Genomic DNA, 20,171 nt, shown 5'->3' with positions numbered 1-20,171 from the left:
GGATGGAGCCGATTATCGTTCTACGGCAGGTCTGCCGAACATTTAACGCGGGCACGCAAACGCTGCCAGTGCTGAGTGATATTTCACTGACCTTTCATCGCGGCGAAATGGTGGCGATTGTGGGGGCGTCCGGCTCGGGTAAGTCCACGCTGATGAACATCATCGGCTGCCTGGACAGGCCCTCTTCCGGAGAGGTACTGATCAATGGCACGCCGGTGCATAGCGCGGATAACCTCTACCTTGCCGATCTGCGCAGTCGTTATTTGGGTTTCATTTTCCAGCGCTATCACCTGATGCCGTATCTGACCGCAGAAGAAAACATTGCCATTCCCGCGCTGTACACCGCGATGTCGGAACGGGAGCGCACGGCGCGCGTGCGGAGATTGGCCTTTCAGCTCGGACTTGAAAACCGGCTACGGCACCGTCCAGCGGAGCTTTCTGGCGGACAACAGCAGCGCGTTAGCATTTGTCGGGCACTGATAAACGGCGCGCACGTTATCCTGGCAGACGAACCTACCGGAGCCCTGGACAGCACCAGCGGTAAGGCGCTGATGGGCGTGTTGCATCAGCTGCATGCGGACGGGCACACGGTCATTATCGTTACCCACGATCGCGACGTCGCCCGACAGGCGCAGCGCATTATTGAGATCGGCGACGGGCGAATCATCAGCGATGTTCAGCACGCCGAGGCTTGTCCCTCAAAACCGCTGCCGGAGCAGGATAACGGGCGGGCGTCACTGGCGCGGCGCCTTCGCGAATCTGTTCGTATGGCCTGGCGTGCACTGGCTGGGCACCGGCTGCGCGCGTTTCTCTCCATGCTGGGGATCATCATTGGCATCGCATCGGTGGTGTCATCTATGGCAGTAGGGGAAGGCGCGCGGCGGTCAATCATGGATGAGATTGGCAAGTTGGGAAATACGACGCTTGAGATACGCCCGGGAACCGGATGGGGCAATGCGCGTCCGGACATGGAGCATGCGCTGTCGATGGAAGACGTGCGCAGTTTGCAGACGCTGCCGTGGGTGATGGGCGTCTCGCCGATCGTCAGCAGCACGGCGCTTGCGGTGCGCAAAGGCTTCGATTCCTCAATGATGCTGTCCGGTGTTTCGCAAGACTTCTTCTCCCTGCAGGGACTGCGCTTTGTTCAGGGCACGGGCTTTACGGCACGTGATGTTGCGGATGGCGAACCGGTCATCATTCTTGATGAAACCGGGCGGGATACGCTGTTCCCCGGTGGGGAAAATCCGCTTGGTGAGCTTGTGCAGATTACCGGTGCGCCGTGGCGGGTGATCGGTGTCGCCACCCGCCCGGGGCCGAAAGTGGTGGGGGGATTCATGGCTGCGTGGGTGCCTCATACCGCGTTGCAGCAGCGACTGACGGGGCAAATACCGCTGGAGTCGCTGGTTCTCCGTTTCCAGCCGCCGCTGGAGCCACAGGAGGCCGCGGAGCGCGTGGAGCGTTACCTGCTGCGGGAACATGGGCGGAAAGATTTCTTTATTCAGACCGATGACCGGCTGGCGAATGCCATGCAAAAAACCTCTGACTCTATGTCGCTTCTGATTACCGCGATCGCGGCCATCTCGCTGCTGGTGGGCGGCGTGGGGGTGATGAACATCATGCTGGTGTCAGTGACGGAGCGGACGCATGAAATCGGCATTCGATTATCGGTAGGGGCGCGTCCCGCGGACATCATGAATCAGTTTCTCATCGAAGCAGTGATGATCTGCGCGCTCGGCGGCCTGGTTGGGGTGCTAGGTGCCTGGCTGGTGGGGCAATTTTTTGCCTTCGTCACAGATGCATTTTCAATGGTGTTTACCGTCTTCCCGGTGCTGATGGCCAGCGGCTTTTCCGCTGCGATTGGCCTGGCGTTTGGTTATTTCCCGGCGCGCAGTGCCGCACGCCTTAACCCCACAGAGGCGCTGGCTCGCGAATGACAAGACACCTCTTTTTAGCCGCGCTGCTACTTCTGGCGGGGTGTAGCGCGATGACCCGCAGCGACTACCAGCGCCCAGTGCTGTCATTACCGACAGGGTGGCCCACGATGACGGAGAAGGAAACGGAAAACGGCTGGCGTTTTAACGATCCCCGTCTGTCTCGGGTAATCGAACAGGTACTGGAAAGCAATAACGATCTCGCGGCGGCAGCCATCACGCTGCAGCAGGCACGCGTTGCGGCAGGGCTAACCCGCACCAACGTGACCCCCGACGTCAGGGCGAGCGGTTCCGTCAGCAACAGTAAAACGGTGCGTCAGGGGACACCTGCACAGGAGAGCTACAGCGGCGGTATTGCTATCGCCTGGGAGTTGGATCTGTGGGGGAAACTGGCGCGTACCCGTGAGCAGAGTGAATGGCAGGCCAGGGCGAGCGAGCAGGATTACCATGCGACCGTCCTTTCTACTATTGGCACCACGGCCCAGCTTTACTGGCGCATCGCCCTGTATAACCAGCAGATCCGCAACCAGCGTGACGGCCTGACGATCTCGAAACAGACCGTGCAGCAGGTGGCGTCGTGGTTTAACGCCGGAAAAGTAGGGCAGCTTGATGTTCTGCAAGCACAGCAAGCGCTGCTGGAGCGGAAAAATCAGCTCAGAACCTTAGTTCAGCAGCGCCAGAACACATGCAATGCGTTAGCGCTGTTGCTCAACAGACCAGCCGAGCAACATGCGGATGAATCGATCGCGCTGGATGTCCATCAGCAGGTGCCCATCTCGCGCACAACGCCGCTGCGGGCGATCGCTCAGCGGCCTGACATTCAGGCTGCTGAGTCGCGCCTGCGCGCTGCGCTTGCGGGTTATGACGCGGCTCGCCTGCAGTTTTACCCCACGCTTTCTCTTGATGCGTCTCTGAATGCCGGAAGCCAGGTTTTCAGTCAGTGGTTCCGCGACCCAATCCTCACAACAGGCGCCGCGCTGGCCTTGCCGTTTATCCAGTGGAATACCCGCCAGCTCACCGTTGAGCAGGCGGATTTAGCGACAAAACTGGCTGCGGTCGCTTTCCGTTCTACCGCCTATACCGCACTCGCTGAAGTGGATGAGGCCATGGAAAACCGGCTAAGCGCAGATGAGCAACGCGCCAGGCTACTTCAGTCGCAGGCCCTGAGCCAGCGGCGATTGTCCCTCACGGAAAACCGTTATCGCGCAGGCGCGGTGGATTTCCAGACGCTGCTCGACGCGCAGGACGAACTGTTGACCACAGAGAACGCCCTCGCGCAAATCCAATACGACTACCTTTACGCCACGCTGCAGCTCTGGCTGGCGCAAGGAGGCGACACGCAATACAGGAAAATGAAAGATGAAGCTTAAACATGGAGATAAGCGGGTTGTTGTAACCGGTTATGGCGCCGTTACACCCCTTGGCGTGACGGCTGATGAGAGCTGGCAGGCGATCGTGAACTACCAGCTTGGGTATCGTTACGTCGATTACACGGCGCAGAATATCAAAACCCATTTTCTTGGGCTGGTGGATAACGAACCCAGCCTGGTCGGGGTGCCGGCCGCCGTCAGACGCCGCCTGCCGCGGTTTGCCCGGCTCACGTTTGGCGCTGCGCGTCAGGCCATGGCGATGGCTTTTGGTGACCAGCCACCGCAGGAGTTCTACAGCCCGTTAGACTGCGGAGCGATCATGGGTACCGGCTGGGGAGGGCTGGACGAAAGTTACGATGCGCAACGTGATTTTTCGGCAACGGGTTTCGCCTCGCCTTTTAACTGTTTTTATTCGATGCCGAGCGTCACCACTGCCGCCTGCAGCCAGTTCTGGGGGCTTAACGGTTTTCAGAATACCGTTGTGGCGGCCTGTGCGACGGGAACGATCGCGATTGGCGAAGCCTACGAGGTGATCCGCACCGGAAGGGCGCAGATGATGCTGGCAGGCGCCGGGGAGTCTCTGACGAGTCCCTGTGCGATCTGGAATATCGACGTATTAGGGGCGTTGAGCAAAGAGGCGCGGGATCCGCGGCGCGCCAGCTGTCCTTTCAGCGCGCACCGTAATGGATTCGTGCTGTCAGAAGGCGCGGCGGTGCTGTGTCTGGAGGAGCGCGAGGGGGCGATCGCGCGAGGAGCAACTATTCTCGGTGAAATCACGGGTTACGCCAATTTCTCTGACGCCTGGGATTTTACCTCACCCGCCGAAGACTGCCTTGCGCGCGTGCAAACCATCATCTCCGTGCTGCGGCAGGCGGAGCTTGAACCCGGGCACCTGGACTATATCAACGCTCACGGTACCTCGACGCCGCTGAACGACATCAACGAAACGCAGTCGCTAAAAATGGCGCTGGGGGATGCGGCCTGGTCTATCCCCATTTCCAGTACGAAATCCTACTCGGGACACTTAATTTCAGCCGCAGGCTCATTCGAGAGCATCGTCTGCCTGCAGGCCATCGCCCACGGAATGATTCCCGCAACGGCCAATTTCCAGCAGGCCGATGAGCGCTGCGACCTTGACTATGTTGTGGAAGGGCATCGTACCGCGAATATCCGCCGTACGCTCAACCTGAGCTTTGGGTTTGGTGGCGCAAACGCGGCGTTAATTCTGGAGAAACATTCATGATGACGCTGCATTACAGCCAGCAGGACGCACGGTTGTGGGCTGCATTTTCAGGGGATTACAATCCGGTGCATTTCGATAAGGCATGGGTGAAATCGCAGGGCGGAAGCAGGCTCAGCGTTCACGGCATGCGCGCATTGCTGGATGTTAAACGTTTCATTAGCCCGGAGGTTCGCCGCTCACCCTTTCTGAAGTGTACCGTGCGGTTGCGCAGACCGCTGTGGCGGGATACCGATTATCTTCTGATGCGCGACTCGAATAAGCCCGTTTCAGCCGCCGTGCACGATCTTACCGCGCAGAAAGTCTGCCTCTCATGCACTATCGTGCCGGTGAGTCTTTTCGCTGTAGAAGAAGCAGAAAGTCAGCGAGAACTCGGCGCGTCAACGATTGCCGCGCTGCACCAGACTTTTTTGCCTCTGCTTCCCGACGCCCGGCAGTGGCATTTTCTTGATGCGCTGCTGTTTCGCCATCTTCTTCAGGATACCGCGCTGTTAGATCAGAACGTCATTGCATCGCTGGTGCCGGCTGGTCGTACGCTGGACGCGCTATTCACCCGCTATCCCGTTGTGCAAACCCATCAGGAGGTTGTTTTCGACAGCCATCTGCTCGCGCCCTGGCAGTCGGTGCCTTTACCAGAACCTCTTGAGATCGAGACATTACCCGCCATGGTGGTCGGCGATCATTTACAAGGTGCAGTGGTGCGAATTGCTGCGCAAACCCGCTATCAACAACACTACATTAGCAGTGCCGTGACGCTGAAAGTCGGCCCGCTGACAAAAGGAAATGCAAATGAAACCGTATGAAAACATCTACAGCAAAATCAGCGAAATGATTGCCGATGCGAAAGATATGACGCTGGAGGCGCTGACGCCGGACACGACGCTGTCGCAACTGGAACTCGACAGCCTCGATTATGTTGAATTGATGGTGCTGGCGAAACGCGAGTTTAATGTGACCCTCACAGCTGAAATGTTTATGAAAAAGCAGCCGATGACCCTCCGCGATTTGAGTCTGTACATCGAACAGGAAATGGCCGGCTGAGATGGAAAAGAGATGGATGTTGATCACTGGCGGCAGCAGAGGAATTGGTCAGGCTTTGGTGAGCCACCTGCTGCCCGACTGGAACATTGTGTTTACCGGCCGCAGTGAGGCCGGTATTGGCCGCACGCTGGCGCAGGCGCGCAAACTGCACACGTCAACCTGGGTTAAAGGTTACCGCTGCGATGGTCGCGATGAGGGGAATGTTCAACGACTGGCGATGTCGCTGCTTGATGAGTTTGGCGCACCCGCGGCGATTATTCACAACGCCGGAATGACCCGTGACGCACTGCATATTCATCAAACGGCACGCGACTGGCAGGATGTGCTGACGAACAACCTGGTTGCGCTCGTGAACTGGAACCGAATTCTCTTGCCCGCCATGATGATGCAGGGCCGCGGAGCCATCGTGCTGATGTCTTCCGTCACGGCAATAAAGGGCAACAGCGGGCAAACGGCTTATGCGGCCAGTAAGGCGGCAATGATTGGCCTGACACGTTCGCTGGCTCAGGAGATGGGACGGTTTGGTATTCGGGTAAACTGTCTGGCACCTGGACTTATTGAGGGAGAAATGGTGGAGGCTATCCCAGAAGCCCGCCTGAAAGCTATGCGGCAGAACATTCCCTTACGCCGTCTGGGGCAAACGCAGGACGTTGCGCACGCGGTTGCCTTTCTGGTCGGAGAAGGGAGCCGCTATCTCACGGGGCAAACGCTGGTGCTGGACGGAGGTTTGTCAGTCTGAGGTAAGGCAACCGCGAGAAGGGCTACTTCTCGCGGCTCATGACGAGCTCAGCTGATTAATTCGCTGTACCAGCGCGCGTCGTTCTTTAACGGATTCCTGGAATATCTGTAATAAAATAGCACTGTGTTGCCGCACGATCCCCGCCAGCTCGGGTGTGATTTCCGCCGTTTCAGCCACGCGAGTCTTAAATTCCGACGATAGCGTGACTCCCTGCAGTAAGGAGGCCAGCCAGATACTGGCTCTGATGATCGTCACTTCCGGGGGATAGGCTGATTTTGCATCTACCGATTTCTGAATCTGACACCACCCGGCAATGTCTCGGATTGCTTCGATGGGATAGAGTTCATCCCACACGGCATTACCCCCATCGGCATGTGCTGGTGCGGCGCACACGGCCAGCGTTGGGAGATTATGCAACAGCCCCCCGATTTCAATTTTCAGACACTGCACAGGAGGAATACCCATCTCTTTGGCAAGGTATCCCGATATTCTCCCAACCACCAAAGAATGCTGAACGCCATGTTGACTGAACCCATCAATAATAAACGCCAGCATACCGGCGATATCACGGAAGTTATGTAAAGAGATGAAGTCGTTATGAATGCGGGGGACTTCTTTAATATAATCGTCAAATGCGGTCGATTTTATTCTTAGCCAAAAGTGTTCGCTTTTTGCGACCCTTCGGAATGCGTTGATATATTCTGGTTGAAATAATTCACTTTCACCGCTGACAATGATTTTTATAATTTCTTCTTTTGCCGTGATGATATCGCCAGCACGATAGTGTGCGATTAAAACATCCAGACGATCCGCCAGATAGATGATATGGCTTTCTTTAGGCGTTTTTACGCCATTAACACACGCGCCTCGACCATTTTTCCATTGGGTATGATGATAGCGTACAATTGCATGTAATGGATTCAGTAAAGGAACACTGGCCAGTAATTCAGCCCCCACAGCGGCGTGATTATTGAGTTCATTATCGTAATAGCTCATGGGCTGGAGGCGAGACTCTTCGTTCAGTCCTCCGATATCATGAAGCAGGGCTGCCAGCAGTGTTTTCCGACATTGCGCAGGCGTAAACTGCGACTCACGTGCCAGAAGCCAGGCAATATACGCCGTTCTGACATGATGCAAGTTAAGTCGGGGGTTGATCATGTCTATTATTTTTGAAATGCAAGCCAGTGATTCTATTAAGTTTATATTCATGATATTGAAAATTTAACTTACGCTGTGCTTCGTTAAAGAAAACCACACAAATTAATTTCGCTTGCAACCATACTGCGGGAATGTGTGGTTACCAAAGAGTATTGTATTATTGTTAAATTTATCGAGGTAAATTATCTTGTCATCAGACCCTTTGCCAAACAATAAATTCAGAGCGACACTGTCGTCAATATTGTCTGTACTATCGCGCAGGGTGAGGACGCTTGTGACTTGATATAAATGTGCGCTGGCGTTAAACGGTGTATATTTTATCTTTAGCGTGCGTGATATAAGTTGGTTTTTATTGTTATGAGAAAGTAAACCATCGATATTGATAAATATATTATCGTTCGACATGTTGAAAAAAATCAGACCTTCAGCATGGATAGTATCGTCATTGATGTTTTGTACAACAGAAAACTGCGACTCACATGAGAAAGTAGAGGGTCTGGTAAACGAAAAAATCCCCCCCGCCAGGGAGAGGCCGAGGCAGAGGAACAGGAAAAAGACGCGCTTAGACATTGGTTTTTTCTCTGTAATAAAAACTTTCGCAGTTGCCGTTATTACACTCAATCAGAAGCAAATGTATAATATTCCCCAGCGCTCCTTTTATCTGCTTTTTGTAAAGATACAATTCTTTAGGCTGTGAGCAGTCGAACGGTTGCGTTGTAAAATTAAAACTATTTTTGACATCCCATAGCGTCAGGGCGGGGGAGGTAAAGATAATGCATTGGTCGTCAACGATTTTATGTATATCCTTCCCGGAATCGACGTTATGAGGCCTAATTAACAAAAGGATTAATACAAAACCCAGCGTCATTATTCGGGCAATCCTTTCAAAAAAAGAAGGAGAAGGTGGGTTGCGGGTGGGATCGGGGACTTTTTCTTCCAGAAAAGGGGTTCGATACTCGCGATCGTTATGGATGACGACGTCATCCGCAATCTTGAAACCAATGCGCGGAACGGTAGTAATGATCTCTTTTTCTACGCCCAGGTCGCTCAGGTTTCTACGTAACGTAGAGATATATTGATTTAGATTACTATTTGATGCTCTGGCACCGTATTGATCAAATACCGAATGGAAAATTTCACTCCTGGAAAGGATATCGCCGCGGTGGTTGAGTAATTCTGCTAACAGACGCGTAGAAGTCTGGGATAATTCAACGCAATCTCCGGTCAGCAGATTCAGGAGAGATGCATCCTCTGTATCAAAAGTGATAAATCCCTCAATATCGTACCTCATTTCCCTCTCCTCCCTAAGCCTTACTTTTCTCTCACATACCGACTGTTTTTGATAAAACAGTATGAAAGTCAGATAAAAATCCTGTTTTTACTTTCATCTAAAGCTAATGTTGCTGGTTGACTCAAGGGATTTCATACTGCTAACGCCTTCAAAAATCAGGAGTCGACAATGAAACTCTCACAGTGTTCATACAACCCGGGTGCTGTACATCCAGGCTACAACGCCCCTCACGACAATCTGCAGATGTTAGCGGCGGAAATGGGAATAAGTGGTCTGGCGACGATCAGAGGGCCGGAACAAATGTTGATTCTCAATTTATTGAAAGATCATAGCACGCGCGGTCTTTCCACCAGGGAGCTTGCCGATCTGTGCGGTATTTCAATTTATAAAGTTAGACACTTACTTCTTCCGCTGGAAAAATATGGCCAGGTTATACGGGATAAAATGCAAAAGCATCATCAGTGGTTTTTATCAAAGAAAGCGACATAAATTATGTTCGCATTCTAACAAGGGGTATTTTTATTTGCAACAATGGGGCGGAAGTCAAATAGATATGTCTAAAACATTTGAAAAATACTAATTATAATCTCGCAGGGTGGTAAGAAAATTCCCAATAAAATTTTTAATGTTCGGGTATTAAGGATAATGTTTTTATGTTTTTTGACTCAGAATAATATTGTTGCTTTTACGACTGAATGCCCCGCTTTCGTAAATGCGGCACGTGCATCTCTGCATCAGGGTTGCCGTGATGAGGAAACACCGTCTGTTTGACCAAAGAAGGCATCTAAAGGGAAGTGAGCGAATGTTTTTTTCAGGCGCAGAAAAGCAAAAACCCAGCCATAGGCTGGGTTCTTTAAATAGTGGTGCCCGGACTCGGAATCGAACCAAGGACACGGGGATTTTCAATCCCCTGCTCTACCGACTGAGCTATCCGGGCAACGGAGCGCATTAAACCGCAAACCCGCCCGATCGTCAACACTATTTCGGGAAAAGCGATTCAACTGCTTAACTTTGCGGCAGTCTGTCGGTTTGTGCGTCGACGCAGAATGCTGGCTTAAGTCAGTGCCCCGCCCATACGGCACTGGGCGAAGCGCAGAATGTCCTCCGCCAGACGGTGAGCAGTATCCACATCCGCCTGACTACGGTTCACCAGCATGCGGCTCAGGCAACCTTCCAGCACCAGCTCCATCTGCTTCGCCACCATCGCCGGGTCATCCACTTCAAGCGTGGTCAGCAGTTCGTGGGTAAAATCATGCGCCGCACGTTTTTGCTGATCCGCCAGCTGATGGATGGGGTGGCCTGGATCGGGGAAGTACGTACAGGCGGCGATGAACAGACAGCCCGGATAGCGGTTGTTGCTGACGCATTCCGTCAGGGCGGTATAACGCGCCAGCAGCTTTTGCTCTGCCGTGAGCTCTTCATTAAGCATCAACTGCCTGCGCCAGATATCCACCTGCTGGCTGAGGTAGCGCAGGGCGTCATAAAGCAGCGCCTCTTTATCGGGCCAGAAGCGGGTAAGCTCGTCCAGAGGGTAATCGATACGGTCGGCGACCATCTCAAGCGTGGTGCTGGCGATCCCTTGAATCTCAAGTAATTGCAGGGCTTGTCCCAGTACGTCTTCACGTTGCACGGTTTTCTCCTCCGTTATTCCCAACGGTTTGTCCCGTCTAAAGTGTTGTTTACGGTTGGCGATTGCGCAAATGCGCGCTGAACGCCGTCGCATCCATAAACCCGGTTACACGCTGCATCGGCTGCTCTTCGCCCTGCTCATTGAAGAACAGAATCGTTGGCAGCCCAAGAACGTTAAGTTGTTTTAGCAGCGCTTTATCCTGCGCATTATTGGCTGTCACATTCGCCTGGAGCAGAACCGTTTCTTTAAGAGCTCGTTGTACCTGCGGATCGCTAAAGGTGTATTTTTCAAACTCTTTACAGGCGACACACCAGTCGGCATAGAGATCGAGCATCACCGGTTTGCCTTTGGCTTGCGTCAGGGCGGCGTTGAGTTCATCCACGTTATTAATCTGCGTGAAATTCAGGTGCGCCTGCGTCTCGCTAACGGGTGAGCCGAACGCCCAATCCTGTAGCGGACGCACGCTCACCAGTGCAGCGGCGAGCAGAAGAATTTGCACCAGGCGCATCCACGTTTTTTTTGCGCCCAGGCTGACGATAAATGCCCAGGCGAAGAAGGCCACGCCGAGCATTGCCCACAGGCGAATGCCCCACACATCACCGATGATGCGCTCCAGCAGAAACACAGGCAGCGCCAGAATCACAAAGCCAAACGCCGTTTTTACCGTCTCCATCCACGGGCCACTCTTTGGCAGCAGACGGTTGCCGAAGACCGTCACCAGAATCAGCGGCAGGCCCATGCCGAGTGCATAGAGGTACAACGTCCCGCCGCCGAGCCACATGTTGCCGCTCTGGGCGATGTACAGCAGGATGGCGCTCAGCGGCGCGGTGGTGCAAGGGGAGCAGATCAGCCCTGCTATCGCGCCCATCGCAAACACCCCGCCTGCCGATCCGCCCTGCTGACGGTTACTCATCAGCGTTAAGCGGGTTTGCAGCGAGGAGGGCAGCTGCAGCGTGAACAGGCCAAACATCGACAGCGCCAGCAGGATAAACACCGCTGACAGGCCGATAAGCACGTAAGGATGCTGAAGCGCCGCCTGGAACTGTAATCCGGCAGCGGCGACGACGAGGCCGAGCGCGGTGTATGTCAGCGCCATACCCTGCACGTAGATGAAGGCCAGCAGCAGCGCACGTGCGGTGGAGAGGCGTTGTTTGCCGCCCAGTACGATGCCCGAAATAAGCGGGTACATTGGCAGGACGCACGGCGTAAAGGCAATGCCGATGCCGATCAGTAAGGCCCACAGCGCTGAGAACGGAAGGTCTGACGCGGCTTCGCCTTCACCTTCACCCCTCACCCTGGCCCTCTCCCCTGAGGGGAGAGGGGGAATAGCGGCGGCAGCATTAACTTCACTGAGGGGCACGACCTTCGTTTCCGGCGGATAGCAGAACCCGGCATCCGCACACCCTTGATAGGTGACGGTCAGCGTAGCACCCTTGTCGGCCTGATTCACCGTAACGGGCACGCTTAAGCGCTGGCGGTAGATTTCACTCTTACCGTAAAACTCGTCCTCGTGCCACTCGCCCGCGGGCATCTGCAGTGCGCCCACCTTAGCCTGGGCAGGCGTAATGCTCACCTGCTTGCGGTAGAGGTAGTAACCTTCTTTCACCTGCCAGGTAAGATTGAGATCGTGCTGGTTTTGCTGAAAGTCGAAAACGAACGCCTGGTCGGCAGGAATAAAGTTCGAACGGCCGGGTGCGTCAAACAACCCGGCAAAAGCTGACGTGCTGCACAGCAGCAGGATCAGCGTAAGGAAGCGTTGAGCCATGAGAGATAGTCGTTATCGCCGTGGACCACTGGCAGCACCAGCAGTTCCGGAGTTTGGTAAGGATGATGAGATTTGAGGCAGTCGAGAAGCGCCTGCTGATTCGCCGGATTGGTTTTGAGCAACATCTGGACTTCGTACTCCTGCTCCAGCTTGCCTTCCCAGTAATAAAGGGAGGTGGCACCGGGGAGGAGCGTCACGCAGGCAGCCAGTTTTTCGGCCAGCACTTTGGCGGCGAGATCCTGGGCAGTGGCTTCATCAGGGGCGGTGCACAGTACGACAACAGCATCAGGCGTGTTCACAAGTCGACCTCCTCATCACGAAAGTCTTCACTATATCACGCAAGGCAGTTGGTCATTAATGAAACGGGCCGCAGAGCGGCCCGATTTTAACTATTTTTACAACGGCAATCCGTTTACAGCACAATGCCGCCGATGATAAAGCCGAGGATCACGCAAAGCGTAATGGCGACGACGCCCGGGATCAGGAACGCGTGGTTAAACACGTACTTACCGATACGCGTTGAACCGGTGTCATCCATTTCAACCGCCGCTAGCAGGGTTGGGTAGGTTGGCAATACGAACAGCGCAGAAACCGCCGCGAAAGAGGCAATTGCCGTCAGCGGCGTCACACCCAGCATCAGTGCCGCAGGCATCAGCGCTTTGGTGGTGGCGGCCTGAGAGTAGAGCAGGGTCGCAGCAAAGAACAGCACGACCGCCAGCAGCCACGGGTAATTGTGCAGCAGGTCACCGGCTACGGTCTGGATGTCGCTGATGTGCGCTTTCACGAAGGTATCACCGAGCCAGGCTACGCCCAGTACGCACACGCAGGCGCTCATACCGGATTTGAAGGTGCTGGCGTTCAGCACTTCGCTGGTGTCAATTTTACAGGTGATGCTAATCAGCGTTGCGATGGTCAGCATGAACACCACAATCGCTTCGTTACGCGGCAGGACCGGGTTCTGGATCAGGCCCACGGTGTCGCTGATGGCGGTCGCATAGAACATCACGGCGACAATACCGATCAGGAACAGCAGCACGGAGCGTTTTGCGTGTGGCTTCAGCTCGAAGACCTGGCTGCCGCGAAGCTTCACTTCACCTTTCGCCAGACGTTCCTGGTAAACCGGATCGTCTTTCAGCTCGGCACCAAGGAAGTTACACAGCACGGCGGTGATCATGACCGCAATCAGCGTCACCGGAATACAGATCGCCAGCAGCGTCAGGTAGCTCACGCCCATCGGCTCAAGGATACCGGCGAAGAAGACCACCGCAGCGGAAATCGGCGAGGCGGTAATCGCAATCTGGGACGCGACGACGGCAATAGAGAGCGGACGCGACGGGCGAATACCTTGTTCCTTCGCCACTTCAGTAATCACTGGCAGCGTAGAGAAGGCGGTGTGGCCCGTACCGGCGAGAATGGTCATAAACCAGGTCACCAGCGGGGCAAGGAAGGTAATATATTTTGGATGGCGGCGCAGCATACGCTCCGCCAGGCTCACCAGGTAGTCCATACCGCCTGCGACCTGCATGGCCGCGATAGCCGCAATAACTGCCATGATGATTTCGATAACGTCAAAAGGGATTGCGCCGGGTTTGATCTGAAAGATAAGGGTAAGAACGAGCACCCCGAGACCGCCGGCAAAACCGATGCCGATCCCCCCGAGTCGTGCGCCCAAATAAATCGCCAACAAGACGATGACGAGTTCTGCTCCAAACATAAGTGCCTTCCTTGTTTATTAACAAGTTGATATTGAAATGTTGTGTAATTGGTAATGCTTAAAAAGAAAAAAGGCACGTCACAAGTGACGTGCCTTTCGGAAGCTTAGCCTGAACTGTTACTGTTCGCTTTCATCGGTATATCGTTTCGCTTTATACGCCGGGTGCATCAGGTTCTGGGCCGAGAAGATATCGTCCAGCTCAGCTTCGGTCAACAGTCCCCGCTCAAGCACGACTTCACGCACGCTCTTACCGGTTTCGGCACAAATCTTACCGACGATATCGCCGTTGTGGTGGCCGATGAACGGGTTGAGGTAGGTGACGATCCCGATAGAGTTATAGACGTAACCTTCACACACTTCTTTATTGGCGGTGATGCCGTTGATGCATTTTTCCAGCAGGTTGTAGCAAGCGTTGGTCAGGATGTGAATGGATTCAAACATCGCCTGGCCAATCACTGGCTCCATCACGTTCAGCTGCAGCTGACCGGCTTCAGAGGCCATGGTCACGGTAGTGTCGTTACCGATGACTTTGAAGCAGACCTGATTGACCACTTCTGGCACAACCGGGTTAACTTTGGCTGGCATGATGGACGAACCCGCCTGCAGTTCTGGCAGGTTAATCTCGTTCAGACCCGCGCGCGGGCCCGAGGAGAGCAGGCGCAGGTCGTTACAGATTTTGGACAGTTTCACCGCCAGACGTTTCAGGGCGCTGTGAACCATGACGTATGCGCCGCAGTCGGACGTCGCTTCAATCAGGTCTTCCGCAGGGACAACGGCCAGGTTAGAGACTTCAGCCAGTTTCTGTACCGCCAGCTGCTGATAGCCGTCTGGTGTGTTCAGGCGTGTACCGATGGCGGTTGCGCCCAGGTTCACTTCCAGCAGCAGCTCAGAGGTGCGCAGCAGGTTTTTGGTCTCTTCATTCAGCAGCACGTTAAACGCGTGGAATTCCTGACCGAGGGTCATAGGGACTGCGTCCTGCAACTGGGTACGACCCATTTTCAGGATATCCTGGAACTCAACCGCTTTACGCTGGAAGCCATCGCCCAGCTGGTTGATCGCGTCCACCAGTTTCACTACAGAGGCATAGACCGCGATGCGGAAGCCGGTTGGGTAAGCATCGTTGGTAGACTGACACTTATTAACGTGGTCGTTCGGGTTGAGGTACTGGTATTCACCTTTCTGGTGGCCCATCAGCTCCAGGCCAATGTTTGCCAGCACTTCGTTAGTATTCATGTTGACGGAGGTGCCCGCGCCGCCCTGGTAGACGTCAACCGGGAACTGATCCATGCATTTGCCGTTGTTCAGCACTTCATCGCACGCGGCGATAATCGCATTTGCAGCGCTCTTAGGAATGGTTTGCAGCTCTTTGTTTGCCAGTGCTGCGGCTTTCTTCACCATCACCATGCCACGGACAAACTCAGGGATGTCGCTGATTTTGCTGTTGCTGATGTAGAAGTTTTCAATCGCTCTCAGAGTGTGAACACCGTAGTAGGCATCCGCTGGAACTTCCCTGGTACCCAACAAGTCTTCTTCGATACGAATGTTGTTTAACATGTGAACCTTCTTTTCAAGCTGCCGATGGATTGTACTAAACACACAGTATATATGTGGTTTTGAATATTTTCTGACCGACGATTATTCCCTCAATCGGCCTGATGTTCGAGATCATATGCTGATGATAGCGAATTGCCGTAAGCTGGATCACTTATTATCGACCCGATTCCATGATAATTATTAATCTGTGAAATGTGTCACCGCTTTAATATTTCCGAAAAAAATATCCGTGCAAACCGATTGAATTTTGGCTAACCGTCGCCATCTCTAAAAAACGCGTTTTGCGAACACATTCAGACAGGGGCCAGATGGCACCTGCCCTACAGGAGATGCCAGTGCGCTGGATACCGTTTATTGCTTTCTTTCTCTATGTTTACATTGAGATTTCGATTTTCATTCAGGTTGCCCATGTGCTGGGCGTGCTGCTGACGTTGATTCTGGTGATCTTCACCTCCGTCATCGGCATGTCGCTGGTGCGTAATCAGGGTTTCAAAAATTTCCTGTTAATGCAGCAGAAGATGGCCGCGGGTGAAAGCCCGGCAGCCGAGATGATCAAAAGCGTGTCGCTGATTATTGCGGGCCTGCTGCTGATCCTGCCGGGGTTCTTCACCGATTTCCTCGGCCTGTTGCTGCTGTTACCGCCGGTGCAGAAGCACCTGACCATGAAGCTGCTGCCGCATCTGCGTTTCAGCCGCATGCCGGGTGGCGGGTTCAGCACCGGGCCGGGTGATACGTTTGAAGGGGAGTACCAGCGTAAGGACGACCAGCGCGACCGGTTAGATCATAAAGACGATCGGTGATTTTTTTGCCCGGTGGCGCTTCGCTTACCGGGCCTACGGATTCTGCTGTTTCGGTAAAAACAGCCACAGCCCTGCCAGCATGACAATAGCGTACAGACTCTTCCATCCCACCATCGCCAGCAGCAGCAGGCAAAGCACACCCCCAACGACCGCCAGGGCTTTATAGCGACCTTTCAGCAGACGGCAACCCGCGAGCATACACAGCAGGTAGATCATGATGAAAATGCCGTTGGCGTAAACGATCAGCGCGTCCAGATTGATATCCAGCGCGTAAATACACAGCGAACTCAGGACGCAGCAGCCCAGCACGGCATTCAGGGCATTCAGCGGAAGCTGGCGTTTAGACAGGCGCGCGAGGCGATTCTCAGGTTTGTCGAGCGCCTGCGACCACACCAGCCGGGCAAAGCTCTGGATATAAATATTCAGGCTGGCAAAACAGGCCAGATAGCCGATGACGCAGGCGATCCACAGCGCTTTCACACCGAACAATTCAACCACAATGCCCGGCAGCGATGCAGCTGCAGCGAGATCCGCACCGAACGCGTTGAAGTGTAATACCAGCACGGTACACGCCCAATAGACCGTACCCGCCAGCAGCAGGCCAATCATCAGCGCGCGGGGAAAATCACGTTCAGGCTGCTTAAATTCCGACGCCAGATGGGCAAAGGCTTCCAGGCCCACAAAACACCAGAACATGACGGAGAGGGCGGCGAAAAGCTGTGAATGGTCGACGTCTGTTACCGCGGGAAAGGGAATTTCTTTTATTGTGATATCGCCCGCCCACCAGATTGCGGCAACGAGCGCAACAATCAGCACCGCAACCAGCGTCTGCAGATTGGCGCTGGAGCTGGCGCCGCGCGAGCCCACCCACCAGACGATAGCCAACGTGCCCAGTTCGGCCAGCAACAACTGCGCGTTATGCCAGCCAAACAGCGCCTGACCAAAGCCGGTCGCAATATGCAACGCCGCAGGAAGACCAACCGGAATGACGGAGAGAAACAGCCAGCCGGTGACGCGCTCAAGGCGCGGACCAAACGCTATGCCGACAAAATGCGCCACGCCGCCCGCGCTGGGAAAATGCCGCCCGAGGATGGCGAAGACAATTGCCACCGGGAAAACCAGCACAATCAACACCGGCCACGCCCACAGGCTGTTATTCCCCGCGACCAGCGCGGCCAGGGCGGGTACGGCAAACACGCCCGTGCCTAACAAGGAGGTGGAGAGTAAGCCAACGCCCTGTGCCAGCCCCAACTCCTGCTTGAGTCCACTCATTTCCATCGTCCTGCCACCATCAAAAGAGAGGCGATGGTAACACTTTCGCAAATTTTTTTTCGATTCCCCCTTGAAGGGGGAAAAAGCTATCCCCATCTCTCAGGGCACTAGCCGGAAAACCGCGTGCGGCCCGGCGTCATCCATAACTGATAATGACTTTCTCAAAGGAGAGCTATCAATGAGTATTCGTCCGTTACATGATCGTGTGATCGTCAAACGTAAAGAAGTTGAAACCAAGTCTGCTGGCGGCATCGTTCTGACCGGTTCTGCGGCAGCCAAATCAACGCGTGGCGAAATCATCGCTGTCGGTAAGGGCCGCATCCTGGAAAACGGAACTGTGCAGCCGCTGGACGTTAAAGTTGGTGACATCGTCATTTTCAACGATGGCTACGGCGTGAAATCCGAGAAGATCGACAATGAAGAAGTGTTGATCATGTCCGAGAGCGACATTCTGGCAATTGTTGAAGCGTAATTTACGCACGAAACTGTACGAATTTGAGGAAATAAGAACATGGCAGCTAAAGACGTAAAATTCGGTAACGACGCTCGTGTAAAAATGCTCCGCGGCGTAAACGTACTGGCAGACGCAGTGAAAGTGACCCTGGGTCCGAAAGGTCGTAACGTAGTGCTGGACAAATCCTTCGGCGCGCCAAGCATCACCAAAGATGGTGTTTCTGTTGCACGTGAAATCGAGCTGGAAGACAAGTTCGAAAACATGGGCGCGCAGATGGTGAAAGAAGTGGCCTCTAAAGCGAACGACGCTGCAGGCGACGGTACCACCACCGCGACCGTACTGGCACAGGCTATCATCACTGAAGGTCTGAAAGCCGTTGCTGCGGGCATGAACCCAATGGATCTGAAACGTGGTATCGACAAAGCTGTCGCATCCGCTGTTGAAGAACTGAAAGCGCTGTCCGTACCGTGCTCTGACTCTAAAGCTATTGCTCAGGTTGGTACCATCTCCGCTAACTCCGACGAAACCGTAGGTAAACTGATCGCAGAAGCGATGGATAAAGTCGGTAAAGAAGGCGTGATCACCGTTGAAGACGGCACCGGTCTGGAGGACGAACTGGACGTGGTTGAAGGTATGCAGTTCGACCGCGGTTACCTGTCCCCATACTTCATCAACAAGCCAGAGACTGGCGCTGTTGAGCTGGAAAGTCCGTTCATCCTGCTGGCTGACAAGAAAATCTCCAACATCCGCGAAATGCTGCCAGTGCTGGAAGCCGTTGCGAAAGCAGGCAAGCCGCTGGTTATCATCGCTGAAGACGTTGAAGGCGAAGCGCTGGCGACCCTGGTGGTTAACACCATGCGCGGCATCGTGAAAGTGGCTGCGGTTAAAGCACCTGGCTTCGGCGATCGTCGTAAAGCAATGCTGCAGGATATCGCTACCCTGACTGGCGGTACCGTGATCTCTGAAGAGATCGGTATGGAGCTGGAAAAAGCGACCCTGGAAGACCTCGGCCAGGCGAAACGCGTTGTGATCAACAAAGACACCACTACCATCATCGATGGCGTGGGTGAAGAAGCCGCTATTCAGGGCCGCGTTGGTCAGATCCGTAAGCAGATCGAAGAAGCGACTTCTGACTACGACCGTGAAAAACTGCAGGAGCGCGTAGCGAAACTGGCTGGCGGCGTTGCGGTAATCAAAGTCGGTGCGGCGACCGAAGTTGAAATGAAAGAGAAAAAAGCACGCGTTGACGATGCCCTGCACGCGACCCGTGCTGCGGTAGAAGAAGGCGTGGTTGCTGGTGGTGGTGTCGCGCTGGTGCGTGTTGCCGCTAAGCTGGCAGGCCTGACTGCTCAGAACGAAGATCAGAACGTGGGTATCAAAGTTGCGCTGCGCGCGATGGAAGCACCACTGCGTCAGATCGTGTCCAACGCCGGTGAAGAGCCATCTGTTGTGGCCAACAACGTGAAAGCGGGCGAAGGTAACTACGGTTACAACGCGGCAACTGAAGAATACGGCAACATGATCGACTTCGGTATCCTGGACCCAACTAAAGTAACCCGTTCTGCTCTGCAGTACGCGGCATCTGTAGCGGGCCTGATGATCACTACCGAGTGCATGGTAACCGACCTGCCTAAAGGCGACGCGCCTGACTTAGGTGCAGCTGGCATGGGCGGCATGGGTGGTATGGGCGGCATGATGTAATCGTGCGCTTTACCGCTTAGAATGTGAAAAACCCCCGGGCAGAAATGCTCGGGGGTTTTTCTTTTGGTCATCTTTTAGGTATAAGGTTTACACACGGACAACTACTGTCCAGCTTATTGAAAACGAGGAATAACATGCGCGTAAAAGTCTGTGCAGGGATTGTAGGGGCAGCATTGCTGCTGGCGGGTTGTAGCTCCAGCAATGAGCTGTCGGCAGCGGGCCAGGGCGTTCGCTTTGTGGAAGATAAGCCGGGTAGTGAATGCCAGCTGTTAGGCACGGCAACCGGTGAGCAAAGTAACTGGATGTCAGGTCAGCATGGCGAAGAAGGTGGCTCTATGCGCGGTGCGGCGAATGCCCTGCGTAACCAGGCTGCGGCAATGGGTGGTAACGTGATTTACGGCGTGAGCAGCCCAACGCAGGGGATGCTGTCCAGCTTCGTGCCGACCGCCAGCCAGATGAATGGCCAGGTCTACAAGTGCCCGAACTGATTGCCTTTTCCCTCTCCCTGTGG

General features: G+C 54.4%; 20 protein-coding genes and 1 tRNA gene. 11 read left to right on the top strand and 10 right to left on the bottom strand.

The window, feature by feature from the left end:
- Positions 1-2: 2 nt before the first annotated feature.
- From KW829_RS19315 to KW829_RS19290, 6 genes are read left to right on the top strand one after another with little or no spacing between them, the layout of a single operon-like run.
- Positions 3-1,934, top strand: a complete 1,932-nt coding sequence (locus tag KW829_RS19315; RefSeq protein WP_218308844.1) for an ABC transporter permease — start codon at positions 3-5, stop codon at positions 1,932-1,934.
- The gene (locus tag KW829_RS19310) at positions 1,931-3,301 is read left to right on the top strand and encodes a TolC family protein (RefSeq protein ID WP_218308842.1); all 1,371 of its coding nucleotides are present in this window, start codon (positions 1,931-1,933) and stop codon (positions 3,299-3,301) included. Before KW829_RS19315 ends, KW829_RS19310 begins: the two co-directional genes overlap by 4 nt.
- Positions 3,291-4,544, top strand: a complete 1,254-nt coding sequence (locus KW829_RS19305) for a beta-ketoacyl synthase (RefSeq protein WP_100165653.1) — start codon at positions 3,291-3,293, stop codon at positions 4,542-4,544. Before KW829_RS19310 ends, KW829_RS19305 begins: the two co-directional genes overlap by 11 nt.
- Positions 4,541-5,344: a MaoC/PaaZ C-terminal domain-containing protein gene (locus KW829_RS19300; RefSeq protein WP_218308841.1), complete on the top strand. Its 804-nt coding sequence runs from the start codon at positions 4,541-4,543 to the stop codon at positions 5,342-5,344. The genes KW829_RS19305 and KW829_RS19300 overlap by 4 nt, the downstream gene beginning before the upstream one ends.
- Positions 5,331-5,582 (top strand): acyl carrier protein, encoded by a 252-nt coding sequence (locus KW829_RS19295; protein WP_089600889.1) that lies wholly within the window; start codon positions 5,331-5,333, stop codon positions 5,580-5,582. Before KW829_RS19300 ends, KW829_RS19295 begins: the two co-directional genes overlap by 14 nt.
- A gap of 1 nt (position 5,583) precedes the next feature.
- Positions 5,584-6,321, top strand: a complete 738-nt coding sequence (locus KW829_RS19290) for an SDR family oxidoreductase (RefSeq protein WP_029484976.1) — start codon at positions 5,584-5,586, stop codon at positions 6,319-6,321.
- A 36-nt stretch (positions 6,322-6,357) separates the two neighbouring features.
- On the opposite strand, the gene KW829_RS19285 is transcribed toward KW829_RS19290, so the two are convergent.
- From KW829_RS19285 to KW829_RS19275, 3 genes are read right to left on the bottom strand one after another with little or no spacing between them, the layout of a single operon-like run.
- Positions 6,358-7,530, bottom strand: a complete 1,173-nt coding sequence (locus KW829_RS19285) for an HD domain-containing protein (RefSeq protein ID WP_200832810.1) — start codon at positions 7,528-7,530, stop codon at positions 6,358-6,360.
- A 51-nt stretch (positions 7,531-7,581) separates the two neighbouring features.
- Positions 7,582-8,049, bottom strand: a complete 468-nt coding sequence (locus tag KW829_RS19280; RefSeq protein WP_218308840.1) for a FidL-like protein — start codon at positions 8,047-8,049, stop codon at positions 7,582-7,584.
- A complete protein-coding gene (locus KW829_RS19275) occupies positions 8,042-8,770 on the bottom strand; it encodes a helix-turn-helix domain-containing protein (RefSeq protein ID WP_010427782.1) in 729 nt (242 codons plus the stop codon). The genes KW829_RS19280 and KW829_RS19275 overlap by 8 nt, the downstream gene beginning before the upstream one ends.
- Positions 8,771-8,938: 168 nt before the next feature.
- Between KW829_RS19275 and KW829_RS19270 the strand changes: the two genes are divergently transcribed.
- A complete protein-coding gene (locus KW829_RS19270) occupies positions 8,939-9,259 on the top strand; it encodes a FaeA/PapI family transcriptional regulator (protein ID WP_010427781.1) in 321 nt (106 codons plus the stop codon).
- Between the two features lie 372 nt (positions 9,260-9,631).
- Here the strand turns inward: KW829_RS19270 and KW829_RS19265 are convergent.
- The 6 genes from KW829_RS19265 to aspA form a co-directional block, all read right to left on the bottom strand.
- A tRNA-Phe gene (locus KW829_RS19265) sits at positions 9,632-9,707 on the bottom strand.
- Between the two features lie 117 nt (positions 9,708-9,824).
- On the bottom strand, positions 9,825-10,400 hold the full coding sequence (locus KW829_RS19260; RefSeq protein ID WP_089601520.1) for a transcriptional regulator: 576 nt from the start codon (positions 10,398-10,400) through the stop codon (positions 9,825-9,827).
- Positions 10,401-10,449: 49 nt separating this feature from the next.
- Complete coding sequence (locus KW829_RS19255; RefSeq protein ID WP_218308839.1) at positions 10,450-12,165, bottom strand: protein-disulfide reductase DsbD; 1,716 nt, start codon at positions 12,163-12,165, stop codon at positions 10,450-10,452.
- Positions 12,141-12,464 carry a divalent cation tolerance protein CutA gene (cutA, locus tag KW829_RS19250; RefSeq protein ID WP_010427778.1) on the bottom strand — a complete coding sequence of 108 codons (324 nt, stop codon included), beginning with the start codon at positions 12,462-12,464 and terminating at the stop codon, positions 12,141-12,143. Before cutA ends, KW829_RS19255 begins: the two co-directional genes overlap by 25 nt.
- 113 nt (positions 12,465-12,577) lie before the next feature.
- Positions 12,578-13,879, bottom strand: a complete 1,302-nt coding sequence (locus KW829_RS19245; protein ID WP_028016415.1) for an anaerobic C4-dicarboxylate transporter — start codon at positions 13,877-13,879, stop codon at positions 12,578-12,580.
- Positions 13,880-13,996: 117 nt separating this feature from the next.
- Positions 13,997-15,433: an aspartate ammonia-lyase gene (gene aspA / locus KW829_RS19240; RefSeq protein ID WP_010427776.1), complete on the bottom strand. Its 1,437-nt coding sequence runs from the start codon at positions 15,431-15,433 to the stop codon at positions 13,997-13,999.
- Between the two features lie 335 nt (positions 15,434-15,768).
- On the opposite strand from aspA, the gene KW829_RS19235 reads away from it, so the two are divergent.
- A complete protein-coding gene (locus tag KW829_RS19235) occupies positions 15,769-16,233 on the top strand; it encodes an FxsA family protein (RefSeq protein ID WP_010427775.1) in 465 nt (154 codons plus the stop codon).
- Between the two features lie 33 nt (positions 16,234-16,266).
- On the opposite strand, the gene yjeH is transcribed toward KW829_RS19235, so the two are convergent.
- Positions 16,267-17,505, bottom strand: a complete 1,239-nt coding sequence (yjeH, locus tag KW829_RS19230; protein ID WP_010427774.1) for an L-methionine/branched-chain amino acid transporter — start codon at positions 17,503-17,505, stop codon at positions 16,267-16,269.
- Between the two features lie 178 nt (positions 17,506-17,683).
- Here yjeH and KW829_RS19225 point away from each other — a divergent pair, with 178 nt between their 5' ends.
- The 3 genes from KW829_RS19225 (at position 17,684) to KW829_RS19215 (ending at position 20,148) form a co-directional block, all read left to right on the top strand.
- Positions 17,684-17,977 (top strand): co-chaperone GroES, encoded by a 294-nt coding sequence (locus tag KW829_RS19225; protein ID WP_003855929.1) that lies wholly within the window; start codon positions 17,684-17,686, stop codon positions 17,975-17,977.
- A 39-nt stretch (positions 17,978-18,016) separates the two neighbouring features.
- Entirely contained in the window at positions 18,017-19,660 is a 1,644-nt protein-coding gene (groL, locus tag KW829_RS19220; protein ID WP_218308838.1) for a chaperonin GroEL, read from the top strand.
- 134 nt (positions 19,661-19,794) lie between these two features.
- Complete coding sequence (locus KW829_RS19215; RefSeq protein ID WP_010427771.1) at positions 19,795-20,148, top strand: DUF4156 domain-containing protein; 354 nt, start codon at positions 19,795-19,797, stop codon at positions 20,146-20,148.
- Positions 20,149-20,171: the final 23 nt, after the last annotated feature.

The organism is Enterobacter sp. ENT02 (assembly GCF_019219165.1).
Lineage (GTDB): Bacteria > Pseudomonadota > Gammaproteobacteria > Enterobacterales > Enterobacteriaceae > Enterobacter > Enterobacter mori.
The sequence above is the reverse complement of the archived record's forward strand: the minus strand, read 5'-3'. Positions and strand labels throughout refer to the sequence as shown.

Excerpts from the sequence above, each read along its gene's own strand:
- KW829_RS19305 (WP_100165653.1), top strand. The coding sequence starts at position 3,291 with ATGAAGCTTAAACATGGAGATAAGCGGGTTGTTGTAACCGGTTATGGC.
- KW829_RS19275 (WP_010427782.1), bottom strand. The coding sequence starts at position 8,770 with ATGAGGTACGATATTGAGGGATTTATCACTTTTGATACAGAGGATGCA.
- KW829_RS19215 (WP_010427771.1), top strand. The coding sequence starts at position 19,795 with ATGCGCGTAAAAGTCTGTGCAGGGATTGTAGGGGCAGCATTGCTGCTG.
- KW829_RS19295 (WP_089600889.1), top strand. The coding sequence starts at position 5,331 with ATGAAACCGTATGAAAACATCTACAGCAAAATCAGCGAAATGATTGCC.
- KW829_RS19225 (WP_003855929.1), top strand. The coding sequence starts at position 17,684 with ATGAGTATTCGTCCGTTACATGATCGTGTGATCGTCAAACGTAAAGAA.
- KW829_RS19300 (WP_218308841.1), top strand. The coding sequence starts at position 4,541 with ATGATGACGCTGCATTACAGCCAGCAGGACGCACGGTTGTGGGCTGCA.
- KW829_RS19270 (WP_010427781.1), top strand. The coding sequence starts at position 8,939 with ATGAAACTCTCACAGTGTTCATACAACCCGGGTGCTGTACATCCAGGC.
- KW829_RS19285 (WP_200832810.1), bottom strand. The coding sequence starts at position 7,530 with ATGAATATAAACTTAATAGAATCACTGGCTTGCATTTCAAAAATAATA.
- KW829_RS19255 (WP_218308839.1), bottom strand. The coding sequence starts at position 12,165 with ATGGCTCAACGCTTCCTTACGCTGATCCTGCTGCTGTGCAGCACGTCA.
- KW829_RS19280 (WP_218308840.1), bottom strand. The coding sequence starts at position 8,049 with ATGTCTAAGCGCGTCTTTTTCCTGTTCCTCTGCCTCGGCCTCTCCCTG.
- KW829_RS19310 (WP_218308842.1), top strand. The coding sequence starts at position 1,931 with ATGACAAGACACCTCTTTTTAGCCGCGCTGCTACTTCTGGCGGGGTGT.
- groL (WP_218308838.1), top strand. The coding sequence starts at position 18,017 with ATGGCAGCTAAAGACGTAAAATTCGGTAACGACGCTCGTGTAAAAATG.
- KW829_RS19290 (WP_029484976.1), top strand. The coding sequence starts at position 5,584 with ATGGAAAAGAGATGGATGTTGATCACTGGCGGCAGCAGAGGAATTGGT.
- KW829_RS19315 (WP_218308844.1), top strand. The coding sequence starts at position 3 with ATGGAGCCGATTATCGTTCTACGGCAGGTCTGCCGAACATTTAACGCG.
- aspA (WP_010427776.1), bottom strand. The coding sequence starts at position 15,433 with ATGTTAAACAACATTCGTATCGAAGAAGACTTGTTGGGTACCAGGGAA.
- yjeH (WP_010427774.1), bottom strand. The coding sequence starts at position 17,505 with ATGAGTGGACTCAAGCAGGAGTTGGGGCTGGCACAGGGCGTTGGCTTA.
- KW829_RS19245 (WP_028016415.1), bottom strand. The coding sequence starts at position 13,879 with ATGTTTGGAGCAGAACTCGTCATCGTCTTGTTGGCGATTTATTTGGGC.